25 protein-coding genes and 2 riboswitches are annotated in these 23,355 nt (G+C 67.2%); of the genes, 13 read left to right on the top strand and 12 right to left on the bottom strand.

Annotated elements, in window-relative coordinates; all coding sequences use genetic code 11:
• Positions 1-145: 145 nt before the first annotated feature.
• Positions 146-628, top strand: a complete 483-nt coding sequence (locus ACO06P_RS10750; RefSeq protein WP_420345241.1) for a peroxiredoxin — start codon at positions 146-148, stop codon at positions 626-628.
• Positions 629-739: 111 nt separating this feature from the next.
• Positions 740-1,495, top strand: coding sequence for a class I SAM-dependent methyltransferase (locus ACO06P_RS10745; RefSeq protein ID WP_420345240.1), 756 nt, complete (start codon positions 740-742; stop codon positions 1,493-1,495).
• On the opposite strand, the gene ACO06P_RS10740 is transcribed toward ACO06P_RS10745, so the two are convergent.
• Genes ACO06P_RS10740 through rocF form a run of 3 tightly spaced genes read right to left on the bottom strand, consistent with a single transcriptional unit; the run spans position 1,496 to position 4,641 of the window.
• Entirely contained in the window at positions 1,496-2,386 is an 891-nt protein-coding gene (locus ACO06P_RS10740; protein ID WP_420345239.1) for an ABC transporter substrate-binding protein, read from the bottom strand.
• A gap of 44 nt (positions 2,387-2,430) precedes the next feature.
• Positions 2,431-3,648: an ornithine--oxo-acid transaminase gene (gene rocD / locus ACO06P_RS10735; RefSeq protein ID WP_420345238.1), complete on the bottom strand. Its 1,218-nt coding sequence runs from the start codon at positions 3,646-3,648 to the stop codon at positions 2,431-2,433.
• A 42-nt stretch (positions 3,649-3,690) separates the two neighbouring features.
• Positions 3,691-4,641 (bottom strand): arginase, encoded by a 951-nt coding sequence (gene rocF, locus ACO06P_RS10730; RefSeq protein WP_420345237.1) that lies wholly within the window; start codon positions 4,639-4,641, stop codon positions 3,691-3,693.
• A gap of 173 nt (positions 4,642-4,814) precedes the next feature.
• On the opposite strand from rocF, the gene ACO06P_RS10725 reads away from it, so the two are divergent.
• Both ACO06P_RS10725 and ACO06P_RS10720 read left to right on the top strand, forming a co-directional pair.
• Complete coding sequence (locus tag ACO06P_RS10725) at positions 4,815-5,120, top strand: ArsR/SmtB family transcription factor (RefSeq protein WP_420345236.1); 306 nt, start codon at positions 4,815-4,817, stop codon at positions 5,118-5,120.
• Positions 5,107-6,039, top strand: coding sequence for an alpha/beta fold hydrolase (locus tag ACO06P_RS10720; protein WP_420345235.1), 933 nt, complete (start codon positions 5,107-5,109; stop codon positions 6,037-6,039). The genes ACO06P_RS10725 and ACO06P_RS10720 overlap by 14 nt, the downstream gene beginning before the upstream one ends.
• Positions 6,040-6,068: 29 nt before the next feature.
• On the opposite strand, the gene ACO06P_RS10715 is transcribed toward ACO06P_RS10720, so the two are convergent.
• Positions 6,069-6,503, bottom strand: coding sequence for a hypothetical protein (locus ACO06P_RS10715; protein WP_420345234.1), 435 nt, complete (start codon positions 6,501-6,503; stop codon positions 6,069-6,071).
• Between the two features lie 375 nt (positions 6,504-6,878).
• Positions 6,879-7,934 (bottom strand): MBL fold metallo-hydrolase, encoded by a 1,056-nt coding sequence (locus ACO06P_RS10710; RefSeq protein WP_420345233.1) that lies wholly within the window; start codon positions 7,932-7,934, stop codon positions 6,879-6,881.
• A gap of 152 nt (positions 7,935-8,086) precedes the next feature.
• Between ACO06P_RS10710 and ACO06P_RS10705 the strand changes: the two genes are divergently transcribed.
• Positions 8,087-8,680, top strand: coding sequence for a TetR/AcrR family transcriptional regulator (locus ACO06P_RS10705; protein WP_420345232.1), 594 nt, complete (start codon positions 8,087-8,089; stop codon positions 8,678-8,680).
• A gap of 21 nt (positions 8,681-8,701) precedes the next feature.
• Here the strand turns inward: ACO06P_RS10705 and ACO06P_RS10700 are convergent, their stop codons facing one another.
• Positions 8,702-9,673, bottom strand: coding sequence for a nucleoside recognition domain-containing protein (locus ACO06P_RS10700; RefSeq protein ID WP_420345231.1), 972 nt, complete (start codon positions 9,671-9,673; stop codon positions 8,702-8,704).
• Positions 9,674-9,809: 136 nt separating this feature from the next.
• Here ACO06P_RS10700 and ACO06P_RS10695 point away from each other — a divergent pair, with 136 nt between their 5' ends.
• Entirely contained in the window at positions 9,810-10,271 is a 462-nt protein-coding gene (locus ACO06P_RS10695; protein ID WP_420345230.1) for an Lrp/AsnC family transcriptional regulator, read from the top strand.
• Between the two features lie 28 nt (positions 10,272-10,299).
• Here ACO06P_RS10695 and ACO06P_RS10690 read toward each other — a convergent pair whose 3' ends face one another.
• Positions 10,300-10,926 carry a GNAT family N-acetyltransferase gene (locus ACO06P_RS10690; protein ID WP_420345229.1) on the bottom strand — a complete coding sequence of 209 codons (627 nt, stop codon included), beginning with the start codon at positions 10,924-10,926 and terminating at the stop codon, positions 10,300-10,302.
• Between the two features lie 106 nt (positions 10,927-11,032).
• Here ACO06P_RS10690 and ACO06P_RS10685 point away from each other — a divergent pair, with 106 nt between their 5' ends.
• Positions 11,033-11,923 carry a LysR family transcriptional regulator gene (locus tag ACO06P_RS10685; protein ID WP_420345228.1) on the top strand — a complete coding sequence of 297 codons (891 nt, stop codon included), beginning with the start codon at positions 11,033-11,035 and terminating at the stop codon, positions 11,921-11,923.
• A 54-nt stretch (positions 11,924-11,977) separates the two neighbouring features.
• On the opposite strand, the gene ACO06P_RS10680 is transcribed toward ACO06P_RS10685, so the two are convergent.
• The 4 genes from ACO06P_RS10680 to ispH all read right to left on the bottom strand — a co-directional run bounded on the left by ACO06P_RS10680 (position 11,978) and on the right by ispH (position 15,052).
• Positions 11,978-12,400 carry a group I truncated hemoglobin gene (locus tag ACO06P_RS10680; RefSeq protein ID WP_420345227.1) on the bottom strand — a complete coding sequence of 141 codons (423 nt, stop codon included), beginning with the start codon at positions 12,398-12,400 and terminating at the stop codon, positions 11,978-11,980.
• Between the two features lie 138 nt (positions 12,401-12,538).
• Positions 12,539-12,985: a ribonuclease HI gene (rnhA, locus tag ACO06P_RS10675; protein WP_420345226.1), complete on the bottom strand. Its 447-nt coding sequence runs from the start codon at positions 12,983-12,985 to the stop codon at positions 12,539-12,541.
• 37 nt (positions 12,986-13,022) lie between these two features.
• Positions 13,023-13,988: a homoserine kinase gene (locus ACO06P_RS10670; RefSeq protein ID WP_420345225.1), complete on the bottom strand. Its 966-nt coding sequence runs from the start codon at positions 13,986-13,988 to the stop codon at positions 13,023-13,025.
• A 104-nt stretch (positions 13,989-14,092) separates the two neighbouring features.
• Positions 14,093-15,052 carry a 4-hydroxy-3-methylbut-2-enyl diphosphate reductase gene (gene ispH, locus ACO06P_RS10665; protein ID WP_420345224.1) on the bottom strand — a complete coding sequence of 320 codons (960 nt, stop codon included), beginning with the start codon at positions 15,050-15,052 and terminating at the stop codon, positions 14,093-14,095.
• A gap of 249 nt (positions 15,053-15,301) precedes the next feature.
• Here ispH and ACO06P_RS10660 point away from each other — a divergent pair, with 249 nt between their 5' ends.
• From ACO06P_RS10660 to gcvP, 5 genes are all read left to right on the top strand, one after another.
• Entirely contained in the window at positions 15,302-15,541 is a 240-nt protein-coding gene (locus ACO06P_RS10660) for a CDGSH iron-sulfur domain-containing protein (RefSeq protein WP_420345223.1), read from the top strand.
• 93 nt (positions 15,542-15,634) lie between these two features.
• Positions 15,635-16,177 carry a hypothetical protein gene (locus ACO06P_RS10655; protein WP_420345222.1) on the top strand — a complete coding sequence of 181 codons (543 nt, stop codon included), beginning with the start codon at positions 15,635-15,637 and terminating at the stop codon, positions 16,175-16,177.
• A gap of 159 nt (positions 16,178-16,336) precedes the next feature.
• A riboswitch (glycine riboswitch) is annotated at positions 16,337-16,431 on the top strand.
• A riboswitch (glycine riboswitch) is annotated at positions 16,432-16,558 on the top strand.
• A 54-nt stretch (positions 16,559-16,612) separates the two neighbouring features.
• On the top strand, positions 16,613-17,740 hold the full coding sequence (gene gcvT, locus ACO06P_RS10650; protein WP_420345221.1) for a glycine cleavage system aminomethyltransferase GcvT: 1,128 nt from the start codon (positions 16,613-16,615) through the stop codon (positions 17,738-17,740).
• 28 nt (positions 17,741-17,768) lie between these two features.
• Positions 17,769-18,146: a glycine cleavage system protein GcvH gene (gene gcvH, locus ACO06P_RS10645; RefSeq protein WP_420345220.1), complete on the top strand. Its 378-nt coding sequence runs from the start codon at positions 17,769-17,771 to the stop codon at positions 18,144-18,146.
• Between the two features lie 80 nt (positions 18,147-18,226).
• Positions 18,227-21,127, top strand: a complete 2,901-nt coding sequence (gene gcvP / locus ACO06P_RS10640; protein ID WP_420345219.1) for an aminomethyl-transferring glycine dehydrogenase — start codon at positions 18,227-18,229, stop codon at positions 21,125-21,127.
• Positions 21,128-21,157: 30 nt separating this feature from the next.
• Here gcvP and ACO06P_RS10635 read toward each other — a convergent pair whose 3' ends face one another.
• Positions 21,158-22,417 (bottom strand): hypothetical protein, encoded by a 1,260-nt coding sequence (locus tag ACO06P_RS10635; protein ID WP_420345218.1) that lies wholly within the window; start codon positions 22,415-22,417, stop codon positions 21,158-21,160.
• 297 nt (positions 22,418-22,714) lie between these two features.
• Between ACO06P_RS10635 and ACO06P_RS10630 the strand changes: the two genes are divergently transcribed.
• Complete coding sequence (locus ACO06P_RS10630; protein ID WP_420345217.1) at positions 22,715-23,344, top strand: class I SAM-dependent methyltransferase; 630 nt, start codon at positions 22,715-22,717, stop codon at positions 23,342-23,344.
• The last annotated feature ends 11 nt before the right edge of the window (positions 23,345-23,355 follow it).

Below are 23,355 nucleotides of genomic sequence, written 5' to 3'. Positions count from 1 at the left end.
GCGGCCTATCTTTCGAGCAGCGCCTCGCGCGCCGGGGCCCTGGCGCCCCTCACGACAGAACTCTTCACGCTCAGGCCTTTTTCTGCAGGTTCGCCGACGCGCAGGCTTGCCGGGGCCGGGCCATCAATTCAGGGGAAACTGCACCATGACGATCAAGGTTGGCGACCGCGCACCCAGCGGATCCTTCAAGCACATGACCGGCGAGGGGATGGAAGAGATCTCCACCGGCGATCTTTTCGGCGGCAAGAAGGTGGTGCTGTTCTCGCTGCCCGGCGCCTTCACGCCCACCTGCTCGGCCAAGCACCTGCCCGGATATGTCCAGCATGCCGCCGACATCAAGGGCAAGGGGGTCGACACCATCGCCTGCATGTCGGTGAACGACGCCTTCGTCATGGACGCCTGGGGCAAGGACCAGGGGGTCGGCGATTCGGTTGTGATGCTGGCCGACGGCAACGGCGACTACGCCAAGGCCCTGGGTCTCGACTTCGATGCCAGCGGCTTCGGCATGGGCACCCGCGCCCAGCGCTTCGCCATGATCGTGGACGACGGCACGGTCACCGCCTTGAACGTCGAAGAGCCGGGCGCCTTCGAGGTTTCCAGCGCCGAGGCCATGCTGGCCAAGCTGTAAACCCGATCCGGTTCCAGGACGGCAGAATAACGGCCCGTCTCCGGCCCTGTTTGGGAAAGGGGAGGCGGGCCGTTTGACGTTCCCCGCATCCGGGTCTTGTATGGTCCTGCCATGACCGCTTTCCAACCGGACGACGACAGGCTTTACCAGGACCCGGCGCTGGCCCGGTTCTACGACCTGGAGAACGGCTGGGCCGCGGATTTCGATACCTGCCTGGGCTTGGCGGAAGAGGCCGCATCGGTCCTCGATCTCGGCTGCGGGACCGGAGAGCTGGCGGCACGCCTCGCAGACGGCCGGGCGGTTGTCGGGATCGATCCCGCCGCACCGATGCTGGCAGTCGCCCGGCAGCGGCCCGGCGGCGACAGGGTCGAATGGCTGGAGGCCGATGCCCGCGGTCTCGATCTCGGGCGCCGCTTCGATCTCATCGTTCTCACCGGTCATGCCTTCCAGGTGTTCCTCACCGCGGACGATCAGCGCGCCGTGCTCGCCACCATCGCCCGCCACCTGGCGCCCGAAGGCCGCTTCATCTTCGACTCGCGCAACCCGGCCGCCGGGGCCTGGCGCGGCTGGACGCCGGAACGCTCACGCCGCAGCCTCGCCCATCCGCAGCTGGGTGCGGTGGAGGCCTGGAACGACGTAGCGCAGGACGCGGCGACCGGGATCGTCACCTACCGGACCCACTACCGGGTCGCAGCCTCCGGTCAGACGTTCTCAGCCGCTTCGAAGCTGCGCTTCACCGACAAGGTGACCTTGACCGCTTTGCTGACAGAGGCTGGGCTGCACGTCGAGCGCTGGCTCGGCGACTGGCAGGGCGGTCCCTCCACTGACGACTCTCCGGAACTCATCCCCATCGGGCGCCGTCTCTGATCATTCCCCGCCCGGCGGGTCCGCGCAGACCTGGTCGTAGCGGTAGCGCTCCTTCAGCAGACCGTTGTAGGCGTAGATGTCCAGCGTCGCTTCGAAGGCCTCTTGGGTGATCTCCACATGGGGCGTCCAGCAGCCGAGTTGCTGGTAGGTGGCGATGCAGTCGGCCAGCACCGCCTCGTCGATCTCCGGAAAATAGGGTTTCTCGGCGCGGGCGATCTCCGCCGCAGGGGTCTCGTTCATGTGGCGCCGTGTCTTGGCGTAGGCGCGCATGAAAGCCCGGGCCATGTCGGTCTTCAGCCAGTCCGGTCTGGCCGCGAGGCTGGAGAACCCGCAGGGGCCGATCTGCCGGCCGACCTGCGCGACGATATGGCCGAGGCCGTCGGCCTGAAGCTGCTGGGGAAAGGGCCCCTGCTGCTGGACGTAGTCGCCCTGTCCGGCGCGGAAGGCGGCGTCGATGGCCGCCGCGCCGCCCGGCGTGATGAGCTTGATCTTCGCAAAATCGATGCCGGCCTTGTGGCAGGCATACTTGAACATCGCCAGCGGCTGGCCGCCGCCGAAGGCGACCACCTCCGCACCCTCCAGCCTGTCCCAGGTGAAATCGGGATCGGCACTGCGGGCGGTGAGGAAAAAGCCATCCATCTCGTTGATCTGGGCGAAGTGGACCGCCGTGGGCGTCTCGCCGGCGTTCAGGGTCGTAAGGCCCTGGCTGAGAGCCGACTGGACTACATGAGCGGAGCCGTCCTCCAGCGCCGCGATGGCGGTGACGCCGGGGGCGGCGACGGACCACTCGGGGTCCAGGCCTTCGGCCTTCAGGAAGCCGCCGGACATCGCCGAGATCAGCGGCGAGTAGAAGGCCGAGAACAGCGTGAATTGTATATTGATCCGCTCCAAGGGCCGGCCCTCTCTCCGCTGGATGATGGTGGCAGGGGCTGACTTCAGGTGTCGCGCAGGACCTGATCGATGCGCTCCAGCGCCCAGTCCACCTCGTCGCGCTTGATGACCAGGGGCGGGGAGATGCGCAGCGTGTCCTCGTGGGTTTCCTTGCACAGCATGCCGACGGCGCGCAGCGCCTCGCTGTACTGGCGCGCGCCGCCGATTTCGGGATGGAACTCGATCGCCAGCATCAGGCCGCGGCCGCGCACCTCCTTCACCTTGTTGTTGCGCAGCTTCTGCAGTTCATCGAGGAAGTAGGCGCCCTGTCTGGCGGAGTTCTCGATCAGGCCCTCTTCGGTCAGGACTTTCAGGGCCGCGCGGGCCACCGCGCAGGCCAGGGGATTGCCGCCGAAGGTGCTGCCGTGCTGGCCGGGCTGCAGCACCCCCAGCACCTCGGTGTTGGAGAGCACCGCCGACATCGGATAGAAGCCGCCGGAGAGTGCCTTGCCCACCAGGGTGACGTCGGCTTCCACGCCCTCGTGCTCCTCGGCGAAGAGCTTGCCGGTGCGCCCCAGCCCGGTCTGGATCTCGTCCATCACCAGCATCACGGTGTTGGCCGAACAGATCTCGCGGATGCGCTTCAGGTAACCGGCGGGCGGAATGTTGACGCCGGCCTCGCCCTGGATCGGCTCCACCAGAAAGGCCACCGTGTTGGGCGTGATCGCCTGCTCCAGCGCCTCGGCGTCGCCGTAGGGGATGATTTTGAAGCCGGGGGTGAAGGGCCCGAAGTTGCGGTGCGCCTTGGGGTCGGTGCTGAAGCCGACGATGGTGATGGTGCGGCCGTGAAAGGCCTCCTCGCAGACGATGACCTCGGCCTGGTCGTGGGGCACGCCCTTGACCTCGTAGCCCCACTTGCGCACCGCCTTGATGGCGGTCTCCACCGCCTCGGCGCCGCTGTTCATGGGCAGCACCTTGTGGGAGTTGGTGAGCGCGCAGATCTCCTCGTAGAACAGCGCGAGTTGATCGTTGTGGAAGGCGCGGGAGGTGAGGGGCAGGCGGCTCGCCTGCTCGATCAGGGCGTTCAGGATCTTGGGGTGGCAGTGCCCCTGGTTCACGGCCGAGTAGGCCGAGAGGCAGTCCATGTAGCGCTTGCCGTCCACGTCCCACACCCAGATGCCTTCGCCGCGGGTCAGCACGACGTCCAGCGGGTGATAGTTGTGCGCGCCCAGCTCGGACTCTATGTCCATCAGTTGCTGCGCCGAATGCTGTCCTTGCGCCATGGTCTGCTCCTGCTGTTCGCGCCGGCCCGGGGCCTGTTGGCCCTAGAGCGTCGAGTGGTGGCGGCTGAGGATCTGTTCGCCGAAAAGGCTTTCGACCAGTTCCACCACCAGGGCCGCCGTGCGATTGTGGTCGTCGTAGGCCGGGTTCAATTCCATGATGTCGAGCGAGCTCATCAGGCCGGAATCGTAGATCATCTCCATGCAGAGCTGCGCTTCGCGGTAGGTCGGGCCGCCGGGCACCGTGGTGCCGACCCCGGGCGCGATGGCCGGGTCCAGGAAGTCGACGTCGAAGCTGACGTGCAGATGACCGCCCAGGCTGGCGATACGGCCCAGGATGACATCCATCGTCTTGCGCATGCCGTTCTCGTCGATGCGCCGCATGTCGTGCACCTCCAGGCCCGACTCCACCACCATGCGCTTCTCGATCCTGTCTACGGAGCGAATACCAAGCTGGATGATGCGCGCCGGGTCCATCATCGGCTTGGCATGGCCCAGGCCGGTCAGGGCGTCGGGCCCGTAACCGGCAGCCACGGCCACGGGCATGCCGTGGATGTTGCCGGAGGGGGAGGTCGCGGGCGTGTTGAAGTCGGCGTGGGCATCCAGCCACAGCACGGTCAGCGGTGTGTCCTGCTCCGCGCAGTGCTTCGCCAGCCCGGCGAGGGAGCCGATGGCCAGGCAGTGGTCGCCGCCCAGCAGCATGGGGAACTCGCCCTGCTGCAGCGATGCATAGACCGCGTCGCGTACCGCCGCGCACCAGGCCGTCACTTCGGCCAGATGGCGGTAGCCGTCGACCGGCGCGGTGTTGGGGTTGGTCGGGCCGGCGAGGTTGCCGCGGTCTTCCACCCTATAGCCCAGGCGCTGCAGGGCCTCCGCCAGGCCCGCCACACGCAGAGCTTCCGGGCCCATCGATCCGCCCCGGTGGCCGGCGCCCACGTCGGTGGGCGCGCCGATCAGGGCGATGGTCTGGCCATCCTCTGCCTTTCTCTTGATCATTCCGTCCTGTGCTTCCGCGGCGGTTCCGACTTGCGGTGGATAGGGCGACAGAGTGACCCATTTGCCGGGAATTGCAATCGCATGGGGCGTGCCGGCCCCCGCCGTTCAGGTCCCTCCACTGTGGCTCCCCTAATTCATCGACATTTAGCTATGAATAGATTAATAAGACCCTGATGAACGACCGCATCGACCAGAGCAAGGCCCTGGCCAGCGATGCGCGGATGCGGATCCTGGACTGGCTGAAAGACCCGCGTCTGCACTTCGCGCAGCAGAAGACCGGCGACCCGGCGGAGATCGGCGTCTGCGTGACGCTGATCGCCGACAAGCTGGGCATGAGTCAGCCGACCGTGAGTCGGCACCTTGAGCTCCTGCGGCGCGCCGACTTCGTCGCCGTGAACCGCATCGGACGCTGGTCGTACTTTTTCCGCAACGAGGCGGGACTTGCAGACTACCGGGGCTGGCTGAATGACGCCCTCTGAACCCTTGCCCGAGACACCGTCGTCCGCAGCGCTGGATGCCGCGTTGCTGCCGGGCTTCGAGCGCCGGCGGGTTGCGGCGCCGGAGGGGGAGGTCCTCGCCCTTGTCGGCGGCAAGGGACCGCCGCTGCTGATGCTGCACGGCGATCCCCAGACCCATCTCTGCTGGCATCGCATCGCGCCGCGCCTGGCAGAGCGCTTCACCGTCGTCCTGACCGACCTGCGCGGACGCGGCGAGAGCCATAAGCCGGGGGGCAGCCCCGGCCACCACGCCTACCACAAGCGGACGCTGGCGGCCGAACAGCTGACGGTGATGGAACGCCTGGGGTTCCGGCGCTTCAACCTTGTCGGCCACGACCGCGGCGCGCGGGTGGCGCGCCGCCTCGCCCTGGACCATCCCGACCGGGTGGAGCGCCTTGCGGTCATGGATATCGTGCCGGCCCTCGATTTCTACGAGCGGGCGGACAGCGCCATCGCCCAGGACTACTTCTACTTTTTCTTCCTGACCCAGCCGGCGCCGCTGCCCGAACGCCTGATCGCGGGCGATCCGCGGGCCTTCATGGGGCAGATCCTGACGGGGCTGGCGGATCGGGCCGTGCCCTACGACCCGCGCGCGCTGGAGGCCTACCTCTCCGCCGCCAGCAGCGAACAGGCGGTCGCCGCGATGTGCGAGTGCTTTCGCGCCGGGCTGACCGGGGATCTCGCCGCCGACCGGGCCGACCGCGCGGCGGGCCGGCGGATTGCCTGCCCCACCCTGGTGTTCTGGGGCGAGCAGGGGGTGGTCGGACGCCACTTCGACATGGCGGCGATCTGGCGCGCCTGGGCGCCCGAGGCAGGCTTCGCCCCGCTGCCCTGCGGCCACTTCATTCCGGAAGAGGCGCCGGAGGCGGTGACCGGACGGCTGCTGGCATTCCTGAGCTGAGCTTGCCGCGCCGCCGCCGAGTGCGCGGACTAGGGCGCTGAGGTGGAAGGCGCGGCGGGCCGCTTCATCACCAGGAGAGTGTCGCGCTCGCGCAGGAAGAACAGCACCGCCAGCAAAGCCAGGACCGGCACCGCGGCCCAGAACAGGTGGTTCGGCGGCGTGAAAGGGTCCAGCAGGCGGGGCGCCGAGACGAGGACCGAAACGCCGTGCATGACCAGCAGTGCGCCGTAGGTCCAGAGGCGGAACAGACCGGCCATGAAGGCGAGAATGACGAGGCCCTGCAGGATGCCGATGGCCAGTAGGACCCCGTCCGATGGCGAGGAAGAATAGAAGGTCTCGAAGACGCGCCGGGCGATCTCCGGCGCCAGGATCTTTTCCACGGCCCAAATCAGGAAGAAGGCGCCGGTACTCAGGCGCAGGGCCGCGAGGCTCAGGGCGAGCGGGCGGTCGTTGGCCACGGACATGGCAGGGTCTCCTTATGGCTTTGGGGCCAGGGATCGGCGCCCGTCCTGATGGCAGGTGGGGTGTCCGACTTCCGTGTTAAGCCGTCGGCTCATCACGCTTCGACGTTGGCGCATCACGAAGGGGTGAGGCCCCTAGGTAAAGAAGCAGGACTACTGCATTTGGTGGCCTGATGCTTCGAGACGCCGGCCCAGCTTGTGTTTTTGGGGCCGGCTCCTCAGCATGAGGGAGTGTTTGCAATTATGGGATTTCCTCATGTTGAGGAGGCCTGAAAGGCCGTCTCGAAACACGAGGAAATCCTACTGCTCTCATATGCAACAGCCCTGGGTAAAGAAGGGGGCCGGTCTCGGACGGAGACCCGGCCCCGCTGTTCTGCCTTACCGGAAGGCGGCGTCGCTGCGCACCTCCGCGCCGCGCTGCTCGGCGACGAAACCGGCCACCGCGCTCAGCACTTCGATGCGCGCGTTGCCGCCGACGCCGTGCCAGTAGGGATAGCGGGCCTCGAGGTCGAAGGCGATGGCTTCCGCCTCCGCGCCGTCGAGCACGCCGTCCCCGATGGCCGCCGTCACCGCGGCGCCCAGGTCTTCCAGATAGGCGCGCTGGGCTGCCAGCGCCGGGCCGAGGGGACCGTGCGGCCCATGGCCGATGTAGATGGTGGTGTCGGCGGCATAGCGCGCTTCGATCTCGTCCAGTTGGACCAGCCAGTTGTCGAGGCTTTCCAGCGGCGCCGGCACGAAGCCGTCGTTGATCAGATCGCCGACGAAGAGCAGGTCATGGTCGCGCAGATAGAGCATGGAGGTGACCTCCGCTTCGCTCGGCCCCATCTTGTGCACTTCGAAGCTGAGGCCGCCCAGTTCGACCACGTCGCCGTCGTCGATCGTGCGGTCGGGCAGGTTGGCGCTGATCACCGCCTGGCTCGGGAAGATGTCGCCGTGGCGCGCCTTGCGCGCCGCGTTGTAGCCGCGGCTGTCTTCGCGCATGGAACGGGTCGTCTCCGCGGCGGCGAAGACCGGCGCATCCGGAAAGGCCGCCTTGAAGAGCGAGAGTCCGCCGTAGTGATCGGTATGGGCATGGGTGATGAAGATGCCGAGGACCGGTTTGCCTGTTCTCTGGATGTGCCGCACCGCGCGCTCGGCCTCCGGGAAGACGCGCTGGGTGTCGATGACGATCACGCCCTCATCGGTCTCGACCCAGTGGGTGTTCGTGGTGTCGACCAGCTTGGGTTGGGCGGCAAAGCTGTGCACGGTCGGCGCCGTTGCGGCCTGTGCAGGTGCGCTGTCGAACAGGGCCGGGGCGGCGAACAGGGTCGGGGTGGCGAGCGCGGCCAGGGCAACGGCCGGGATGACGGATTTGAAGAAGGCGCCGGTGCGCAGAGCCTTGGAGCCCGGGGCCGCGAATCTCGGGGCGCGCGGGCGGTCTTTGGCCACAGACATGGCTGTTTCTCCTCATGGTTCTGGGGCCGGGGATCGGCACCCGTCATGACGGTAGATGGGATTTTTGACATCAGTGTCAAACATTGTTTTTATGACGGCGAGAGGCCGTTGCGCCACAACTGTGCGCGGGTCTCGGGTGAAGGAGGGTGTCTATGGTCGGCGTGCGGCAGTTTGACGAGGACGCGGTCCTCCAGGCCGTGATGGAAACGTTCTGGGAGAAGGGCTATGGCGAGACCGCCATGGCCGATCTCGCAGCCGCCGCCAAGGTGCAGCGCGGCAGCCTCTACCATGCCTACGGCGACAAGGAAGCCCTGCTGCTGCGCGCGCTCGAGCGCTATGGCGAACGCTACGGCGGCGCGGTGCGCGAGGCCCTGGCCGACCCCGACCCCCGCCGCGCCCTTGAGCGGTTCTTCGAGAGCCATCTGGCGCGCATGGCTGAGGCCTCCACGCCCGACGGCTGCCTGATGTGCCAGACGGCGATGGAGTGCGGCGGCCGCGACCCCGTGCCTGCGGAGGCCGTGAAAGCGAACTTCCTGCGCACGGAAGCGGCGCTGAGGGAGACGTTGGAGCGCGGCCGCGCCGCGGGCAGGCTTCCCGAAGACACGGATACGCAGGCCCTGGCGCGTTTCTTCCTCGGGGTCACCCGCGGCATGGCGGTGCTGCACCGGGTCTATGGCGACCTCGGGCCTGTGCGCGACATGGCGCGCAGCGCCTTGCTGGTCCTGGATCAATCCGGCAGGCCGTAGGCGCGACGACGCGGAGGCTGCTCACCGCAGTCTGCCCGAACTCTCCCTGGCTCTTTTCCGCAACCGCCCGGCGCTTGCCGGCCAGCGCTTAAGCAGGGCGGCCAGGGCGGCGACGATCGCCAGGGTGAAGGCCACCCGGCCCACCAGCACGATCCAGACATCGGCACCCAGCGCCAGCATCAGCGCGGTGTCCTCGATCAGCGCGTGGGACAGCGACAGGCAGGCGAGGGCGAGAAAGCGCGCGCGGGCATCGAACTGCTCGTCCTTCGTGGCCTGGATGATGAGCGCGCCGCCGTAGGTGAGGCCCAGCAGCATGCCGATGGTGGTCATCGGCGCCATGCGTGGATCGAGCCCGATGCCGCGCAGCAGCGGCTCCAGCAACCGCGTGGTCCAGCGCAGCACGCCGAGCGCCTCCAGCCCGTCGAGCAGGGCGAAGAGCAGGGCGACGATCACAAGAATCGAACCCAGAGAGACCGCCGTCTCCACCGCCCAGGCACCCCATCCGGCATCGCCCGCGCCGCCGCCAAGCAGGACGGGCTCCAGCGGTTCGGAGAGCGCGCCCGTTGCCGCGCAGATCCAGGCAACGGCTGCGCCGTAAGCCAGCGCCGCGCCGACGCGCAGCAGGCTGGTGAGCAGAAAGCTGGCCCCGGCCCGGCGTACGATCGCCTGCTCCACCGGCAGGGCATGGGCGAAGAGGATCATGGCGCAGAGGATGCTGTGCTGGGCGACCGTCATGCCCAGGTCCGGCAGCAGCACCAGATAGGCGCCGATCCCGCCGTAGACGCCGGTCAGAAGCGCCGTGGCCCAGACGATGCCGGTCTCCGGCGGCAACCCCGCCAGGCCCATCACCGGCGCGAGCAGCCAGGCCAGGGCCTCCGACAGCCCGAATGCGTTGCCCAGGCGCACCAGGATCATGACCGGCAGCATGATCTGGAGAAGCTCTGCAAAGGTCGTCAGGCTGCGGCGGGCGAGGTCGGTGAGATAGCGTGTCATGGTGTCTTCGGCTTCCGTCCGGGAGGTCAAGGAAGACCGAAGAATTGCCCAGGCTTGCCGCATTTTGTCATCGAAGATTGCAGATTCTTCGGTTCAGATTGCGTATTTGGTTCTTATGCGCAATAATTGTGCTCCGATGGAGCTGGACCAGATCGACCACCGGATTCTCGCGCTGCTGCGCAAGGATGCCGACCTGCCCAACACGAGCCTGGCCGAGCAGGTGGGCCTGTCACCCTCGGCCTGCCTGCGGCGCGTTGCCCGGCTGAAGGAGGGCGGTGTGATCCGGCGTATCGTGGCGCTGATCGATCCGGCCCAGCTCGACCGGCGGCTTTCCGCGGTGGTGACGGTGAAGCTGGAGCGCCACGGCCCGGAGTTTCGCCGCGACTTCATCACGCGTGTGAAGGCCGAAGCCGCGGTCTCCCAGTGCTACATGGTCACCGGCAACATCAGCTGCGTGGTGATCCTGCATGTGGCCGACATGGACGAGTACTCGGCGCTGGCCGACCGCCTGTTCCACGCCGACAGCAACGTGGCCGCCTTCACCACCTATCTGGTCATGAGCACCATGAAGGCCGAAGCCTCCCTGGCCATGGAGTAGGCTTGCGAAGCCGACGGCAAAGGCCGGGTCAGAGCGCCTTGGTCATCTGGCAGCCCGGAATGCCCACCCCTGAGCGTGTCTCGACCAGGGCTTCCTTGACCACGTGATAGCCGCAGGCGCGGTAGAGCGGCAGACCGGCCAGGGTCGCCACCAGTTCGGCGCGGCGGAAGCCTTGCCGGCGGGCGGCGTCCTCGCAGACCTCCAGGATCAGGCGGCCGACACCCCGGCGCACGTGATCCGGGTGGGTGTACATGGCGCGGATGCGCGCCGCGTCGACTGCGGGGTCGAGCAGGGCTTCATCGCGCCCCGGGGAATGGCTTCCCCCGTAGAGTGTGGCCCGCCGGCTCCAGCCGCCGCATCCGGCGATCAGGCCCTCATCTTCCACAACGTAATAGGTCCGGTCTTCTATGAGCTGATCATCGAGCCCCATGATGTCGAAGGAGGCATCGATCTGTGCCGGCTTGAGGAAGGGCTCCTGGAGTTGGCGGATCGACCGCTGCATCAGCGCCTCGATCTCGGCCCTGTCCGCCGCGGTTGCCAGGCGAACGCCAAAGCGCCGACCCTCGAGGCCCCGCTTACCCGGGCCTGAGGGTTGTGGCTCCTGTTCCGACACCGGGGCCGGCAGCGCCGCGCCGCCGCCTTGGGGCGTTTTCATAGCATCTCCTCAAAGCGCGGCGTCCTTTTCTTGACCCTCAGATAGCGCCCCTTTATTCATCGATCAAATCGAATATTTTTCTTATATTGATCAGGAATTTTGATTGATGCGCGAACTCAGCCTCGATCAGCTGCGGACCTTTCAGACCGTTGTCGCGCTTGGCGGCTTTACCGCCGCGGCGCGGCGGCTGAACTATTCCCAATCCGCCGTCAGCACCCAGATCCGGGAGCTGGAGCGGCGGCTGGGGGTGCGTCTCATCGACCGCGTCGGCAAGAAAGCGTTCGCGACCGCGGCGGGCTTCAGGCTGCTGGAGCATGCCCGCCGGATCGACCGGGAGGCCGAGGACGCGGTGGCCGCCATGAAGCGGCATCGCCAGGGCCGGCTTGGCCGGGTGCGGATCGGCGCCCAGCCGAGCGTCGCCACCTATGTCCTGCCGCGCCTTCTGCAGGCGGTGCGCCGGCAGTACAGCGATATCGAGATCATCATCCGCACCGGGCTGACGGAGGATCTCGCCCCCCTTGTGGCCGACAACCAACTCGATCTCTGCGTCGGGACGCCGCCCAGGATCGACAGGCGCCTGACAGTGACCGCGCTCTACGATGAACCGATGTTCGCGGTTCTGCCGGCGTCGGCCCGCGATGCCTGCGATCCCCTGACGCCTGCCGGATTCGAGGAGCACGACCTGATCCTCGACGGCGTCAGCTGGACCGACCGGACGGTGCGCGATTGGTTTTGGGCGGCCGGCATCGAGGCGAAGCCGGTGATGGAGCTCAGCTACATCGAAGCCATCAAGAACGTTGTCGCCGCGGGGCTCGGCGTGTCCGTTCTTCCGGCCTGCGTCCTGGAAGACCGGCGCGATGCGAGGGATCTCGTTCTCTGTGACCTGGACCCGCCGATCACACGCCCCATGGTGCTGGTCGAGCGGCGGGACAGGCGCGACGATCCCGCGCTCGACATCGTGCGCCATGCGGTTCTTTCGTTGGGCGAAAAAGGATAGCGGCGGCCCGCGCAGGCCAGGCCGTCGAGCACCGGCCTGTCCCGACGCTTCCGCCTAGCAGGGTTTTTCGACCACCACCACGGGGTCGGTGTTGTAGCGTCCGGCGCACTCCGAGACCGAGGACTTCACCAGCACCTTCTTCATGCGCAGGTCATAGCCCAGCCAGCGCTTTCTCAGATCCGGTCGTATCCCCGCTTCGATGAGCGATTCCTCGAGGAGACCATGGCGGATCATGAAGACCTCCTCGGTGATGAACAGATGGACATGGGCGCTTTTCGGCGGCCGGCCCCCGTAGATCTTGGGTCCGCCGAAGACACCGGCCATGAAGTCGGTCTGCTGCGACTCAAGATGATGGCGCGGCACGCCCTCGAAGAACCCCTTCAGCCAGGGGTGGCTTAGAAGCTTGCCGTAGAAGATCCGGTGAACCCGCTCCAGGCAGTCCATGCCGCCGAGTTCCTCGAAGAAGCTGTCTGCCATGATCCGTATCCGCCGCAGTCCGGCGCACCGCCTCTCGCGGAGAGGGCGCCCGGCGGAAAGCCTAGCGGGCTGTCTTGAATGATCGGTTAAATACTGCAGTGCAGCAGTCCCTTTTGCGCCCTTGCACCCTTGCGCGCGTCAGCGCGCGGTTTCCAGGCCGGCGCGGGCCAGTTCGTCTGCGCGCTCGTTTTCCGGGTGGCCGGCATGGCCCTTCACCCAATGCCAGCGCACCTCGTGGGGACCGAGCGCCGCTTCCAGGCGCTGCCAGAGGTCGACGTTCTTCACCGGCTTCTTGGCCGCGGTCTTCCAGCCGTTGCGCTTCCAGCCGTGGATCCACTTGGTGATGCCGTCGCGCAGATAGGTGCTGTCGGTGTGCAGGTCGACCCGCGCCGGCCGTTTCAGCGCCTCCAGGGCCACGATCGCGGCCATCAGCTCCATACGGTTGTTGGTGGTCGAGGCCTCGCCGCCGCAGAGCTCTTTCTCGTTTCCCTTGAAGCGCAGCAGCGCGCCCCAGCCGCCCGGCCCCGGGTTGCCGGAGCAGGCGCCGTCGGTGAAGATTTCGATGCTGTCGGGGTCTGCCGCCATTGTGCGGTGCTCAAGCTCCTTCGATCTGCGGTGTCTTCTAGAGATCCAGCCCGTATGCGCCGGGCCCGCGCACCTGCTGATGAAAGCGCAGCTTCTTCCAGTACTCCAGCGGGTCCTTGGGCTGGACGAACGCCCCCTCCGGGTGGTGCAGCCAGTCGTAGAGGCGCGTCAGCAGGAACCGCAGGGCGGAGCCGCGCGCCAGCAGCGGCAGGGCAGCCAGTTCCGCTTCGGAAAGGGCGCGGACCTTCGCGTAGGCCTGCAGCAGCATACGCGCCTTGGTAACGTTGAAGGCGTTGTCCTGCTCGAAGCACCAGGCGTTCAGGCAGATCGCCAGGTCGTAGGCGAAGAAGTCGTTGCAGGCGAAGTAGAAGTCGATGATGCCGGTCAGCCGCTCGCGCCGGAAGAAGACGTTGTCGGGAAAGAGATCGGCGTGGATAACGCCGGCCGGCATGTCCTCGGGCCACTGCGCTTCCAGCTGCGTCAGTTCCTCTTCCAGGGCCTTGGCGAGACCGGGCATCACTTCGTCGGCGCGCGGCGCGCAGGCCTCAAGCAGCGGGCGCCAGCCGGTTACGGAGAGCGCGTTGGCGCGCCGCATCGCAAAGTCCGCGCCGGCCAGATGCATGCGGGCCATGGCCTCGCCCAGGGCGCTGCAGTGAAAGGTCTGGATGCGCCGCGGCCAGAGGCCCTCCAGGAAGGAGATCAGGGCCGCCGGGCGTCCGCAAAGCTCGCGCAGCGCCCTGCCGTCCTTGGCATGGAGGGGGACCGGGCAGCTTATGCCCTGGTCCGCGAGATGCTCCATCAGGCCGAGGAAGAACGGCAGGTCGGCCGCCGCCACCCGTTTCTCATAGAGCGTCAGGATGTAATGGCCGCTCTCCGACTGCAGAAGGTAGTTGGAGTTCTCCACGCCTTCCGCGATTCCCTTGAAGGTGAGCAGTTCGCCGAGGTCGTAGTCCGCCACGAAACAGGCAAGATCCTCGGCAGAGACTTCGGTGTAGACGGCCATGGGCGGGAAGGGTCTGGTTCACGGGGGTGGCTGTTGGGGATTGGCTGGCGGGGGTGGGCGGTGTCGCGCGCGGTCGGCCGCTGCGCGCCGGGCCCGCCAGGATGTCAGCCTGTTGCGGCCCGGTCGGAAAGCTCTTTCGGCAGTTTGAAAATCACGTCTTCGACAACCCCGCTGACCTCGCGGATGGAGACGTCGAAGTGATCGCGGCAGGCCTGCAGGAGCTCCTCCACCAGAACCTCCGGCGCCGAGGCACCGGCGGTGAGGCCAAGCGTCGAGATGCCGGCCAACTGCGACCAGTCCAGGTCCTCCGCACGCTGTACCAGAACCGCGGTTTTGCATCCCTCGCGCTCGGCAACCTCGACGAGGCGCTGGGAGTTCGAAGAATTGGGCGCGCCGACCACCAGCAGGGCGTCGCACTGCTGGGCGATGGCCTTCACCGCTTCCTGCCGGTTGGTGGTGGCGTAGCAGATGTCCTCTTTCTTCGGTCCGTGGATTCGCGGAAAGCGGCGGCGCAGGACCGCGATGATTTCCGCCGTGTCGTCGACCGAAAGCGTCGTCTGGGTGATGTAGGCCAGGTTCTCCGGGTCATCAACAGCAATGCTCTCCGCCTCGGCGGCGCTTTCCACCAGGGTGATGGCGTCCGCCGGCACCTGGCCCATGGTCCCGACCACCTCGGGATGGCCGGCGTGGCCGATCAGCAGGATGTGGTGGCCGACGCGGACATGGCGTTCGGCCTCGCGGTGCACCTTGCTGACCAGTGGACAGGTGGCATCGAGGTAGAACATCTGCCGGCGCTCGGCATCCGCCGGCACGTCCTTGGGCACACCGTGAGCGGAGAAGATGACCGGCACGCCCTCAGGCACCTCGTCCAGCTCCTCGACGAAGACAGCGCCCTTGGATTCCAGCGACTCGACCACGAAGCGGTTGTGGACGATCTCGTGGCGCACGTAGACCGGCGCGCCATATTTCTGCAACGCCCGCTCGACGATCTCGATCGCGCGTTCCACCCCGGCGCAGAAACCGCGGGGATTGGCCAGAAGTACGGTTAGCGGCCTCTTGCTCATCGTGACGGTCTTCGCCTTTTCGACACAGGTCCCTGTTAAAACGCTCCACGGTTTATATGGCGCGCGGTCCCGTCTGCGCCAGCCTTGCCGGGGCCCTGGGGTGAGAACAAAGCCGGGCCTTGTGGCCTGCCCGGCGGTTCCCTAAAGTCCGCCAGTCACTCGAAAGCCGGTCAATCGAGTCGGATGCAGACCCCCGTCCGGCGTCCGCCCGCGGACAGTAAACCAGCCGGCCAGCAGAAGGAAGGCTTCATGTCAGACCCGATTCCTGCGCAAAAAGAGCCTTACAAGGTCCAGGTGGAGGCCGGAAAGAAGTACTTCTGGTGCGCCTGCGGGCGCAGCAAGAAGCAGCCTTTTTGCGACGGATCGCACTCCGGGACCGGGATCACCCCGGTCATGTACGAAGCCGCCGCCAGCAAGGACGTTTTTTTCTGCGGCTGCAAGCAAAGCGCGAAGCAGCCGCTCTGCGACGGCAGCCACAGCCGGCTCTAGTCTGTGCCGCCGATCCTGGCCGCGCCAATGGTGGCCGTGCCGGGGCTGAGCCTGCCGCATTTCCTGTGAGTCCCGATTTCTTTGTGAGTTCCGATGAAAGCCTACCGAACGCGTCCCGCCCTTTTTCGCAAGCCGTCCTTGGGTATCGCCCTGGCTGCAGTTGCCCTTCTGGCGGCCTGCGCCGGCGACGAGGATGCGCCGAGGCCCTGCCCTGAGGTGGTCCTGCTCTCCGATGCGTCCAAGCAGGTGAAGTTCAGCGGGCAGGGGCGTGACCTGACGGACGTGCTGTTCGAGGCGGAGATCGAGCCCGGGCGCGTCGTCTGCGAGTATGACGACAACACTGTCGATGTCGACCTGCAGGTCCGGGTTGTTGCCTCGCGCGGTCCGGCCAACAGCGACAGGCTGGCCAACATCAACTACTTCGTTGCGGTGGCCCGCGCCGATCAGACAGTGCTGGCGCGCGAGTCCTTCGACATCGCGATTCCCTTTCCCGGCAACCGCACGCGGGTTTCCGGGCTGGAGGAGATCGGTCAGATCATCCCGCTCTCCCAGGGCGAAGACGGCCGCGACTACCGGGTTTATCTGGGCTTCGATCTGACGCCCGAAGAACTCCAGTTCAATCGCGCCAACCGCTAGTACTTCTGGCCCTGAATATTGTTGTATTTCAATAGATTAATCGCCGTTGTCCGGGCCATCACGAGAGCCTGATCGGTCGGTGGTTGAAAACCGGCCAGCGAAGGGCTAGCTTCCGATCAGCAACGAAGTGGTGAGACCACTTTGTCACTGCGATGCCAGTGATCCCTAGCGGGAGAGACCGGTCTTTTGACCAGACCGGCGCCGAAGGAGCAACCGCCCCGGAAACTCTCAGGCAAAAGGACCGCAAGGGGGAGGCGCTTCTGGAAAGTGGTCGCATCCGCTCCTTGGGCGTTTGCGCCTCACCGAAGGAGTAAACCGCGCTAGAGCCCTGCAACGGGCGGCGCGGCGAATCTCTCAGGTATCCATGACAGAAGGGGCCGGAACCACTGAAACAAGGTGGTGACGGCACAACGACCTTTGTCGGAGGATCTGGGAGTGGCCAACAACGGCGAATCGGCGGTTGCGGCGGAACCGAAGCACACCCCGCTTTACAGCCTGCACCAGGAACTGGGCGGCAAGGTGGTGGACTTTGCCGGCTATGCCCTGCCGGTCCAGTACCCCGCCGGTATTATGGCCGAGCACCAGCAGGCCCGCCGGGCCGCCGCGCTCTTCGACGTTTCCCACATGGGCCAGCTGCGTCTCGAAGGTTCCGACCGCGTCGCCGCGCTCGAAGCCCTGGTGCCTGCCGACATCGCGGGCCTCGCAGCGGGCCGCCAGCGCTACAGCTATTTCACGGCCGGGGATGCCGGCATCCTGGACGACCTGATGATCAGCAACCAGGGGGACTGGCTTTCCCTGGTGGTGAACGCCGCCTGCAAGGACGCCGACATCGCCCATCTGCAGGCAAACCTGCAGGGCGACGTCCGCCTGGTGGTTGAGGAGGACCGCGCGCTGCTGGCCCTGCAGGGCCCGGCGGCGGCGGCCGTTCTGGCCCGCCTCGCGCCCGGGGTCGAGACCCTGCGCTTCATGGATGCCGTTCCGGTGGAGATTGCGGGTCTGGACTGCCGGGCCAGCCGCTCCGGCTACACCGGCGAGGACGGCTACGAAATCTCCGTGCCGGCGGATGGGGCTGCGGCGCTTGCCCGCCGCCTGCTGGCCGAACCCGAAGTGGAGGCGGCCGGTTTGGGCGCGCGCGATTCGCTGCGGCTGGAGGCGGGGCTCTGCCTCTACGGCCACGACATCGACACCACCACCACGCCCATCGAGGCGGATCTGGCCTGGGCGATTCAGAAACGCCGGCGGGCCGAAGGCGGTTTTCCGGGGGCCGAGGTGATCCGGCAGCAGCTGGCCGAGGGGCCGCCGCGCCGCCGCGTCGGGCTGCTGCCCCAGGGCCGCGCGCCGGTGCGCGAGGGCGCGCCGCTGAAGGGCGCCGACGGGCAGGAGATCGGGCGCGTCACCTCGGGCGGCTTCGGCCCCAGCGTCGGCGGACCGGTCGCCATGGGCTATGTCGCAAGCGAACAGGCATCCGAAGGAACCGAAGTGCACGCGGAGGTGCGCGGCAAGCTGCTGCCCTGCCGCGTCACAGCGCTGCCCTTCGTCAAACACAACTATCACAGAGGCTGAAGCAAGCTTTAGAGGGGGAACCTTTGCCATGAGCCAACGTCGTTATACGGAAGATCATGAATGGCTGAGCGTCGAGGGCGACGTCGCCACGGTGGGCATCAGCAACCACGCCCAGGAACAGCTCGGCGATATCGTCTTCGTTGAACTGCCGGAGATCGGCAAGAGCCTGGAGAAGGGCAGCGAGGCCGCGGTCGTGGAGTCGGTGAAGGCGGCCAGCGAGATCTACGCCCCGGCCGACGGCGAGGTGGTCGAGGTGAACGAGGCCCTGAACGACGAACCGGGCAAGGTCAACAGCGAGCCCGAGAGCGGCGGCTGGTTCTTCAAGATGAAGCTTTCCGACGCCGGACAGCTTGCCGATCTGATGGACGAGGCCGCCTATGGCGCCTTTGTCGAAGGGCAGGGCTGAGAGGCCCGGGTCAAGGTTGAGGGTTTCTGGTCGATAGCAGGGGCCAAGAGGGACCATGAGGGACCAAAAGGGAGACAAGCATGAGTGACGCAGTGCGCAGCCTGGCGGAGTTGGAAGTGAAGGACGACTTCGTCCGCCGTCACATCGGCCCCGGCGAACCGCAGACCCGCGCGATGCTGGACAGCCTGGGTCTGGATTCGCTGGAGGCCTTGATCGACAAGGCGGTGCCGGCGGCGATCCGCAGCGCGACGCCCATGCCCCTGCCGCCGGTGGTCAGCGAGCGCGGCGCCCTGGAGGCCCTGCGCGCCATGGCCGACAGGAACCAGGTCATGGTGTCGATGATCGGCATGGGCTACTCCAACACCATCCTGCCCGGTGTCATCGTGCGCCGCGTGCTGGAGAACCCGGGCTGGTACACGGCCTATACGCCCTACCAGGCCGAGGTGAGCCAAGGCAGGCTGGAGGCGCTGCTGAACTACCAGCAGATGATCATCGATCTGACCGGGATGGAACTCGCCAACGCCTCGCTGCTGGACGAGGCGACGGCGGCGGCCGAAGCCATGGCCATGGCCCACCGCGTCGCCAAGTCCAAGTCCGAGCGCTTTTTCGTCGCCGAGGACTGTCATCCCCAGACCCTGGCGGTTCTGCAGACCCGGGCCCGGCCCCTGGGCATCGACCTCGTCGTCGGCGATCCCGAAAGCGACCTGGCCGGGCAGGAGGTTTTCGGCGCCCTGCTGCAATACCCCGGTACTTGTGGCCATGTCCGCGATCTGACGCCGGTCATCGAGGCGCTGCACGGCCAGAAGGCCCTGGCCATCGTGGCTGCCGATCTGCTGGCGCTGACCCTGATCACGCCGCCGGGCGAGATGGGAGCGGACATCGTCGTCGGCTCCTCCCAGCGCTTCGGCGTGCCGATGGGCTATGGCGGCCCGCACGCGGCCTACTTCGCGACGCGCGAAGCCTACAAGCGCTCGGTGCCGGGCCGGCTCATCGGCGTCTCCGTCGATGCCGAGGGGCGCCCGGCCCTGCGCATGGCCCTGCAGACCCGCGAACAGCACATCCGCCGTGAAAAGGCGACCAGCAACATCTGCACCGCCCAGGTCCTGCTCGCCATCATCGCCGGGCTCTACGCCACCTATCACGGCCCCGACGGCCTCAGGACCATCGCCCAGCGGGTGCAGCGTCTGACCGGCATCCTCGCCGGCGGGCTCGCCCGGCTCGGCTACGTCGTGGAGAACGACAGCTACTTCGACACCCTGACGGTGAAGGCGCCGGGGCGCGCCGCGGCGCTGGTCGCCGCCGCACGGGCTGCCGGCATCAATCTGCGCCCCATCGATGGCGACCGCCTTGGCATCGCCCTGGACGAGGTGACGACCCGCGAGCACCTGGACCTGCTGCTGGAAGCCTTCGCCAAGGGCGACGCGCCGACCGTGGAGACCCTGGAGAACGAGGCCCGGTCTGGCATCCCCGAGGCGCTGCGCCGGCGCAGCGACTTCCTCACCCATCCGGTCTTCAACCTCTATCACGCCGAGACCGAGATGCTGCGCTACCTGCGCCGCCTCCAGTCCAAGGACATCGCGCTCGACCGCGCCATGATCCCGCTCGGCTCCTGCACCATGAAGCTCAACGCCACGACGGAGATGGAGGCGGTCACCTGGCCGGAGTTTGCCGATCTGCATCCCTTCGCGCCGCTCGACCAGGCCGCCGGCTACCGCCAGCTGTTCGACCGGCTGGAAGCCATGCTCTGCGCGGTTACCGGCTTCGAGGCGGTGTCCCTGCAGCCCAACGCCGGCTCCCAGGGCGAGTACGCCGGTCTCATGACCATCTGCAAGTACCATGAGAGCCGCGGCGAGGGGCATCGCAACATCTGCCTCATCCCCTCCTCGGCGCACGGCACCAATCCGGCCTCGGCCACCATGGCCGGTCTGCGCGTCGTCGTGGTCGCCTGCGACGACCAGGGCAACGTCGACGTCGAGGACCTGAGGGCCAAGGCCGGCGAGCACCGCGACAACCTGGCGGCGCTGATGGTCACCTATCCCTCGACCCACGGCGTCTTCGAGGAGGCGATCCGCGAGATCTGCCAGGTCATCCACGACAACGGCGGCCAGGTTTACATGGACGGCGCCAACCTCAACGCGCTGCTGGGCGTCTGCAAGCCGGGGGAGATCGGCGCCGACGTCTCCCACATGAACCTGCACAAGACCTTCTGCATTCCCCACGGCGGCGGCGGCCCGGGCATGGGCCCCATCGGGGTGATGGCGCATCTGGCGCCCTTCCTGCCGGACCACCCGGTGGTCCCGGGCGTCAATCCGGCGGCGGGGCCGGCCGGCACCATCGGCACCATCTCAGCCGCGCCCTGGGGCTCCTCCAGCATCCTGCCGATCTCCTGGGCCTACATCGCCATGATGGGCGCGGAGGGGCTGACCCGGGCGACCCAGATGGCGATCCTCGGCGCCAACTACGTGGCGCACCGCCTGGCGCCCCACTATCCCGTGCTCTACACCGGCCAGAACGGCATGGTGGCGCACGAATGCATCATCGACCTCAGGCCGATCAAGGAGGCCTGCGGCATCTCCGTGGAGGACGTGGCCAAGCGGTTGGTGGATTACGGCTTCCACGCCCCCACCATGTCCTTCCCGGTGGCCGACACCCTGATGATCGAGCCGACGGAAAGCGAGGCCAAGCGGGAGCTGGACCGCTTCTGCGATGCCATGATCGCCATCCGCCGGGAAATCGCCGAGGTGGAAAGCGGTGCGGCGGATGCCGCGAACAACCTGCTGCACAACGCCCCCCACACCCACGGCCTGCTGCTGGGCGACTGGGACCGGCCCTACGACAAGGCGCGCGCCTTCTTCCCGCTGCCCGGCATGCAGGAGGACAAATACTGGCCGCCGGTCGCGCGCATCGACAACGTCGCCGGCGACCGCAATCTGGTCTGCACCTGCCCGCCCATGGAGGCCTACCAGGAGGCGGCAGAGTAAAGAGCCCTTCCCGGTCTCAGCGGCATCCGCTCACTCGCCGTAGTGGCCGGAACCGAGCAGCAGGTCGGTGGGCTTCGCGGGGTCGTCCTCGTCCATCATGGCGAAGGACGTGGTGAGCCGGCGGCCGTTGTCGTAGACCAGCTGGATGACGTTGCCGTCGATGCGGTACCAGCCGGTGCTGTCGCTGCTGGCAAGGCCGGCAGAGGCCGGGCCACCGGACCCGCCGGAGGCCAGTGAGACAGCCTTGTCGTTGGAAAAGCGCCCGTTGCCGGCGAAGCACCAGGTGTTGACCGAGACGGAATGGGTGGCGCCGGCGCCGAAGCCGATCGAGTGGCCGCTGCGGGAAGAGAAGCAGCCGTCCAGGCGTTTGTCGGCGGCGCCGGCATCGGTGTGGCGCGTCAGGTAGAAATCGCTGAATGTGTCTTTGCCGGCCCAGCGGATTTCCAGTTCCCCCTTGCCGTTGATCCGCCAGACGCCCCAGTCCTTCGGGTTGCGCTGCTTCGAGGCGGCGATGCCGTCGGCGAAGATGGTATCGATATCGTCGGAAACGGTTTTGTCGGCGAAGGTGATGACCGCCTTCTGGCGTGCGGTCATGCCGGCGACGCCGGGCACGAAGTCGCCGATGTACCAGATGCGCTCGAAACCGGCGGGCGGTTTGCCGCGCTGGAAGTCCGGGCGCTCTGCTTGCGGACGGATGGCCGCTTCCTGCGGGCGTGGATCGCCCCAACCGGGTTGGTCCGGCGATCCGGCGGCCTGGGGCGGCGTGGCGCAGGCCGTCTGGGTGATCAGCTGGGCCTCGCGCTGCACCGCCCGCTTGGCGAAAGCGGCCGGCGGGCCGTAGAGGTTCGCCACCAGAGCCCGGCCCTCGCGGGCGCAGGCGGCCAGCATGGAGGAGACCTTGCTGCCGCCCTGCGGTTGCAGGCGCCGGGTGACGATGGCGAAGTCGTAGCCGCCGCGTGCGTCGCTGCCGCTCAGCGCCTTGGGGCCGTCGCCGGTGCGCGCGGTGACGGCCAGGGGGCCGAGCGGCGCGTCCCAGCGCGCCCGCAGCCAGGCGGTCAGCGGTTCTCCGCCGAGCTGGGACCAGGGCAGGACGCGCAGGGTCATGGCCTCTCCGCCGAAGGTCTTGCGGAAGACCTGCACCGCGCCGTCGCGCTCCAAAGACCAGCCGGCGGGCGGCGTGACGGGCGAGATCTCATCGGCCTGGGGCGACAGGGCCGGGGCCGGGGAGGCCATGAGCAGCAGCCCCAGCAGCGCTGCCGAGACCGGCAGGAAAGTGGCAAGAGGGGCCATGGGCACCGTCCTCTCGTGAAGCTTCGTCGGGCGCAATCAAAGCGCACCGCAGAAGCGGCAGGATAGACCGCTACTGTGACAGCCGCGCAGTGGCCCCGCGGTGTCACCGGCGGAGCGGGCGGCAGATAAATGGGGGTAGGCGCCGCCGCCAATCCGGTCCTGCCTCTTTAGCCTGCCTCTTTAGAAGGAGCTCACACAAAGCCTTTGCATTTTGACGAAGGCGGGAGGACCTTACGCGGCGCCGGCCGCGGGTGGGGCCGGAGTCCTTTTCGGGCAAGATCATTTGTGGGAGATGCTATGGCTCATGCAGCCAGGTTTTGGGACAAGGTCGCGCTGCGTTATTCGAAAAAGCCGGTCAGCGACGAGGCGTCCTACCAGAAGAAACTGAAGATCACGCAGGAGTACTTTCGTCCTGGCATGGAGGTGCTGGAACTCGGCTGCGGCACCGGCTCGACCGCCATGGTTCATGCCCCTTTCGTGAAGCACATCCATGCCGTCGACATCTCCGCCGGGATGCTGGAGATCGCCAGGGATAAGGTCGAGGCCGCCGGGATCGACAACATCACCTTCGAGTGCGCGGCGGTCGACGATTTCACTGCACCCGACGAAAGCCTCGATGCCGTGCTGGCGCTCAGCCTGCTGCACCTTGTGACCGACAAGGAGGCGGTGATGGCGAGGATTCACCGGATGCTGAAGCCCGGTGGCCTCTTCGTCAGCAGCACCGTCTGCCTGGGCGAAAGCATGATGCGCTACATCGGGCTCATCAATCCGCTGGGCCGGGCGCTCGGCCTGATGCCGCTGGTCAAGGTCTTCACCGCCAAGGAGATGGAAGACAGCGTCGAGGCCGCCGGCTTCGAGATCGACCGCCTCTGGCTGCCGCCGGACGGGATCACGGCCTTTATCGTCGCCCGGAAAGCGGAGACTTGAGGGCCGCGGCG

It is taken from the genome of Pelagibius sp. (assembly GCF_965227505.1).
Taxonomy (GTDB): Bacteria; Pseudomonadota; Alphaproteobacteria; order Kiloniellales; family Kiloniellaceae; genus Pelagibius.
This window is presented reverse-complemented; position numbering and strand designations above follow the sequence as displayed.

What these genes read in the sequence shown, in the direction of transcription:
- rocD (WP_420345238.1), bottom strand. Translation starts at nt 3,648, where the DNA reads ATGGCGCAAGGACAGCATTCGGCGCAGCAACTGATGGACATAGAGTCC.
- gcvH (WP_420345220.1), top strand. Translation starts at nt 17,769, where the DNA reads ATGAGCCAACGTCGTTATACGGAAGATCATGAATGGCTGAGCGTCGAG.
- ACO06P_RS10750 (WP_420345241.1), top strand. Translation starts at nt 146, where the DNA reads ATGACGATCAAGGTTGGCGACCGCGCACCCAGCGGATCCTTCAAGCAC.
- ACO06P_RS10630 (WP_420345217.1), top strand. Translation starts at nt 22,715, where the DNA reads ATGGCTCATGCAGCCAGGTTTTGGGACAAGGTCGCGCTGCGTTATTCG.
- ACO06P_RS10655 (WP_420345222.1), top strand. Translation starts at nt 15,635, where the DNA reads ATGAAAGCCTACCGAACGCGTCCCGCCCTTTTTCGCAAGCCGTCCTTG.
- ACO06P_RS10705 (WP_420345232.1), top strand. Translation starts at nt 8,087, where the DNA reads ATGGTCGGCGTGCGGCAGTTTGACGAGGACGCGGTCCTCCAGGCCGTG.
- ACO06P_RS10685 (WP_420345228.1), top strand. Translation starts at nt 11,033, where the DNA reads ATGCGCGAACTCAGCCTCGATCAGCTGCGGACCTTTCAGACCGTTGTC.
- ACO06P_RS10635 (WP_420345218.1), bottom strand. Translation starts at nt 22,417, where the DNA reads ATGGCCCCTCTTGCCACTTTCCTGCCGGTCTCGGCAGCGCTGCTGGGG.
- ACO06P_RS10745 (WP_420345240.1), top strand. Translation starts at nt 740, where the DNA reads ATGACCGCTTTCCAACCGGACGACGACAGGCTTTACCAGGACCCGGCG.
- ACO06P_RS10715 (WP_420345234.1), bottom strand. Translation starts at nt 6,503, where the DNA reads ATGTCCGTGGCCAACGACCGCCCGCTCGCCCTGAGCCTCGCGGCCCTG.
- rocF (WP_420345237.1), bottom strand. Translation starts at nt 4,641, where the DNA reads ATGATCAAGAGAAAGGCAGAGGATGGCCAGACCATCGCCCTGATCGGC.
- ACO06P_RS10660 (WP_420345223.1), top strand. Translation starts at nt 15,302, where the DNA reads ATGTCAGACCCGATTCCTGCGCAAAAAGAGCCTTACAAGGTCCAGGTG.
- ACO06P_RS10680 (WP_420345227.1), bottom strand. Translation starts at nt 12,400, where the DNA reads ATGGCAGACAGCTTCTTCGAGGAACTCGGCGGCATGGACTGCCTGGAG.
- ACO06P_RS10690 (WP_420345229.1), bottom strand. Translation starts at nt 10,926, where the DNA reads ATGAAAACGCCCCAAGGCGGCGGCGCGGCGCTGCCGGCCCCGGTGTCG.
- gcvP (WP_420345219.1), top strand. Translation starts at nt 18,227, where the DNA reads ATGAGTGACGCAGTGCGCAGCCTGGCGGAGTTGGAAGTGAAGGACGAC.
- ACO06P_RS10695 (WP_420345230.1), top strand. Translation starts at nt 9,810, where the DNA reads ATGGAGCTGGACCAGATCGACCACCGGATTCTCGCGCTGCTGCGCAAG.
- ACO06P_RS10725 (WP_420345236.1), top strand. Translation starts at nt 4,815, where the DNA reads ATGAACGACCGCATCGACCAGAGCAAGGCCCTGGCCAGCGATGCGCGG.
- ACO06P_RS10710 (WP_420345233.1), bottom strand. Translation starts at nt 7,934, where the DNA reads ATGTCTGTGGCCAAAGACCGCCCGCGCGCCCCGAGATTCGCGGCCCCG.
- ACO06P_RS10700 (WP_420345231.1), bottom strand. Translation starts at nt 9,673, where the DNA reads ATGACACGCTATCTCACCGACCTCGCCCGCCGCAGCCTGACGACCTTT.
- ACO06P_RS10720 (WP_420345235.1), top strand. Translation starts at nt 5,107, where the DNA reads ATGACGCCCTCTGAACCCTTGCCCGAGACACCGTCGTCCGCAGCGCTG.
- ACO06P_RS10670 (WP_420345225.1), bottom strand. Translation starts at nt 13,988, where the DNA reads ATGGCCGTCTACACCGAAGTCTCTGCCGAGGATCTTGCCTGTTTCGTG.
- rnhA (WP_420345226.1), bottom strand. Translation starts at nt 12,985, where the DNA reads ATGGCGGCAGACCCCGACAGCATCGAAATCTTCACCGACGGCGCCTGC.
- ispH (WP_420345224.1), bottom strand. Translation starts at nt 15,052, where the DNA reads ATGAGCAAGAGGCCGCTAACCGTACTTCTGGCCAATCCCCGCGGTTTC.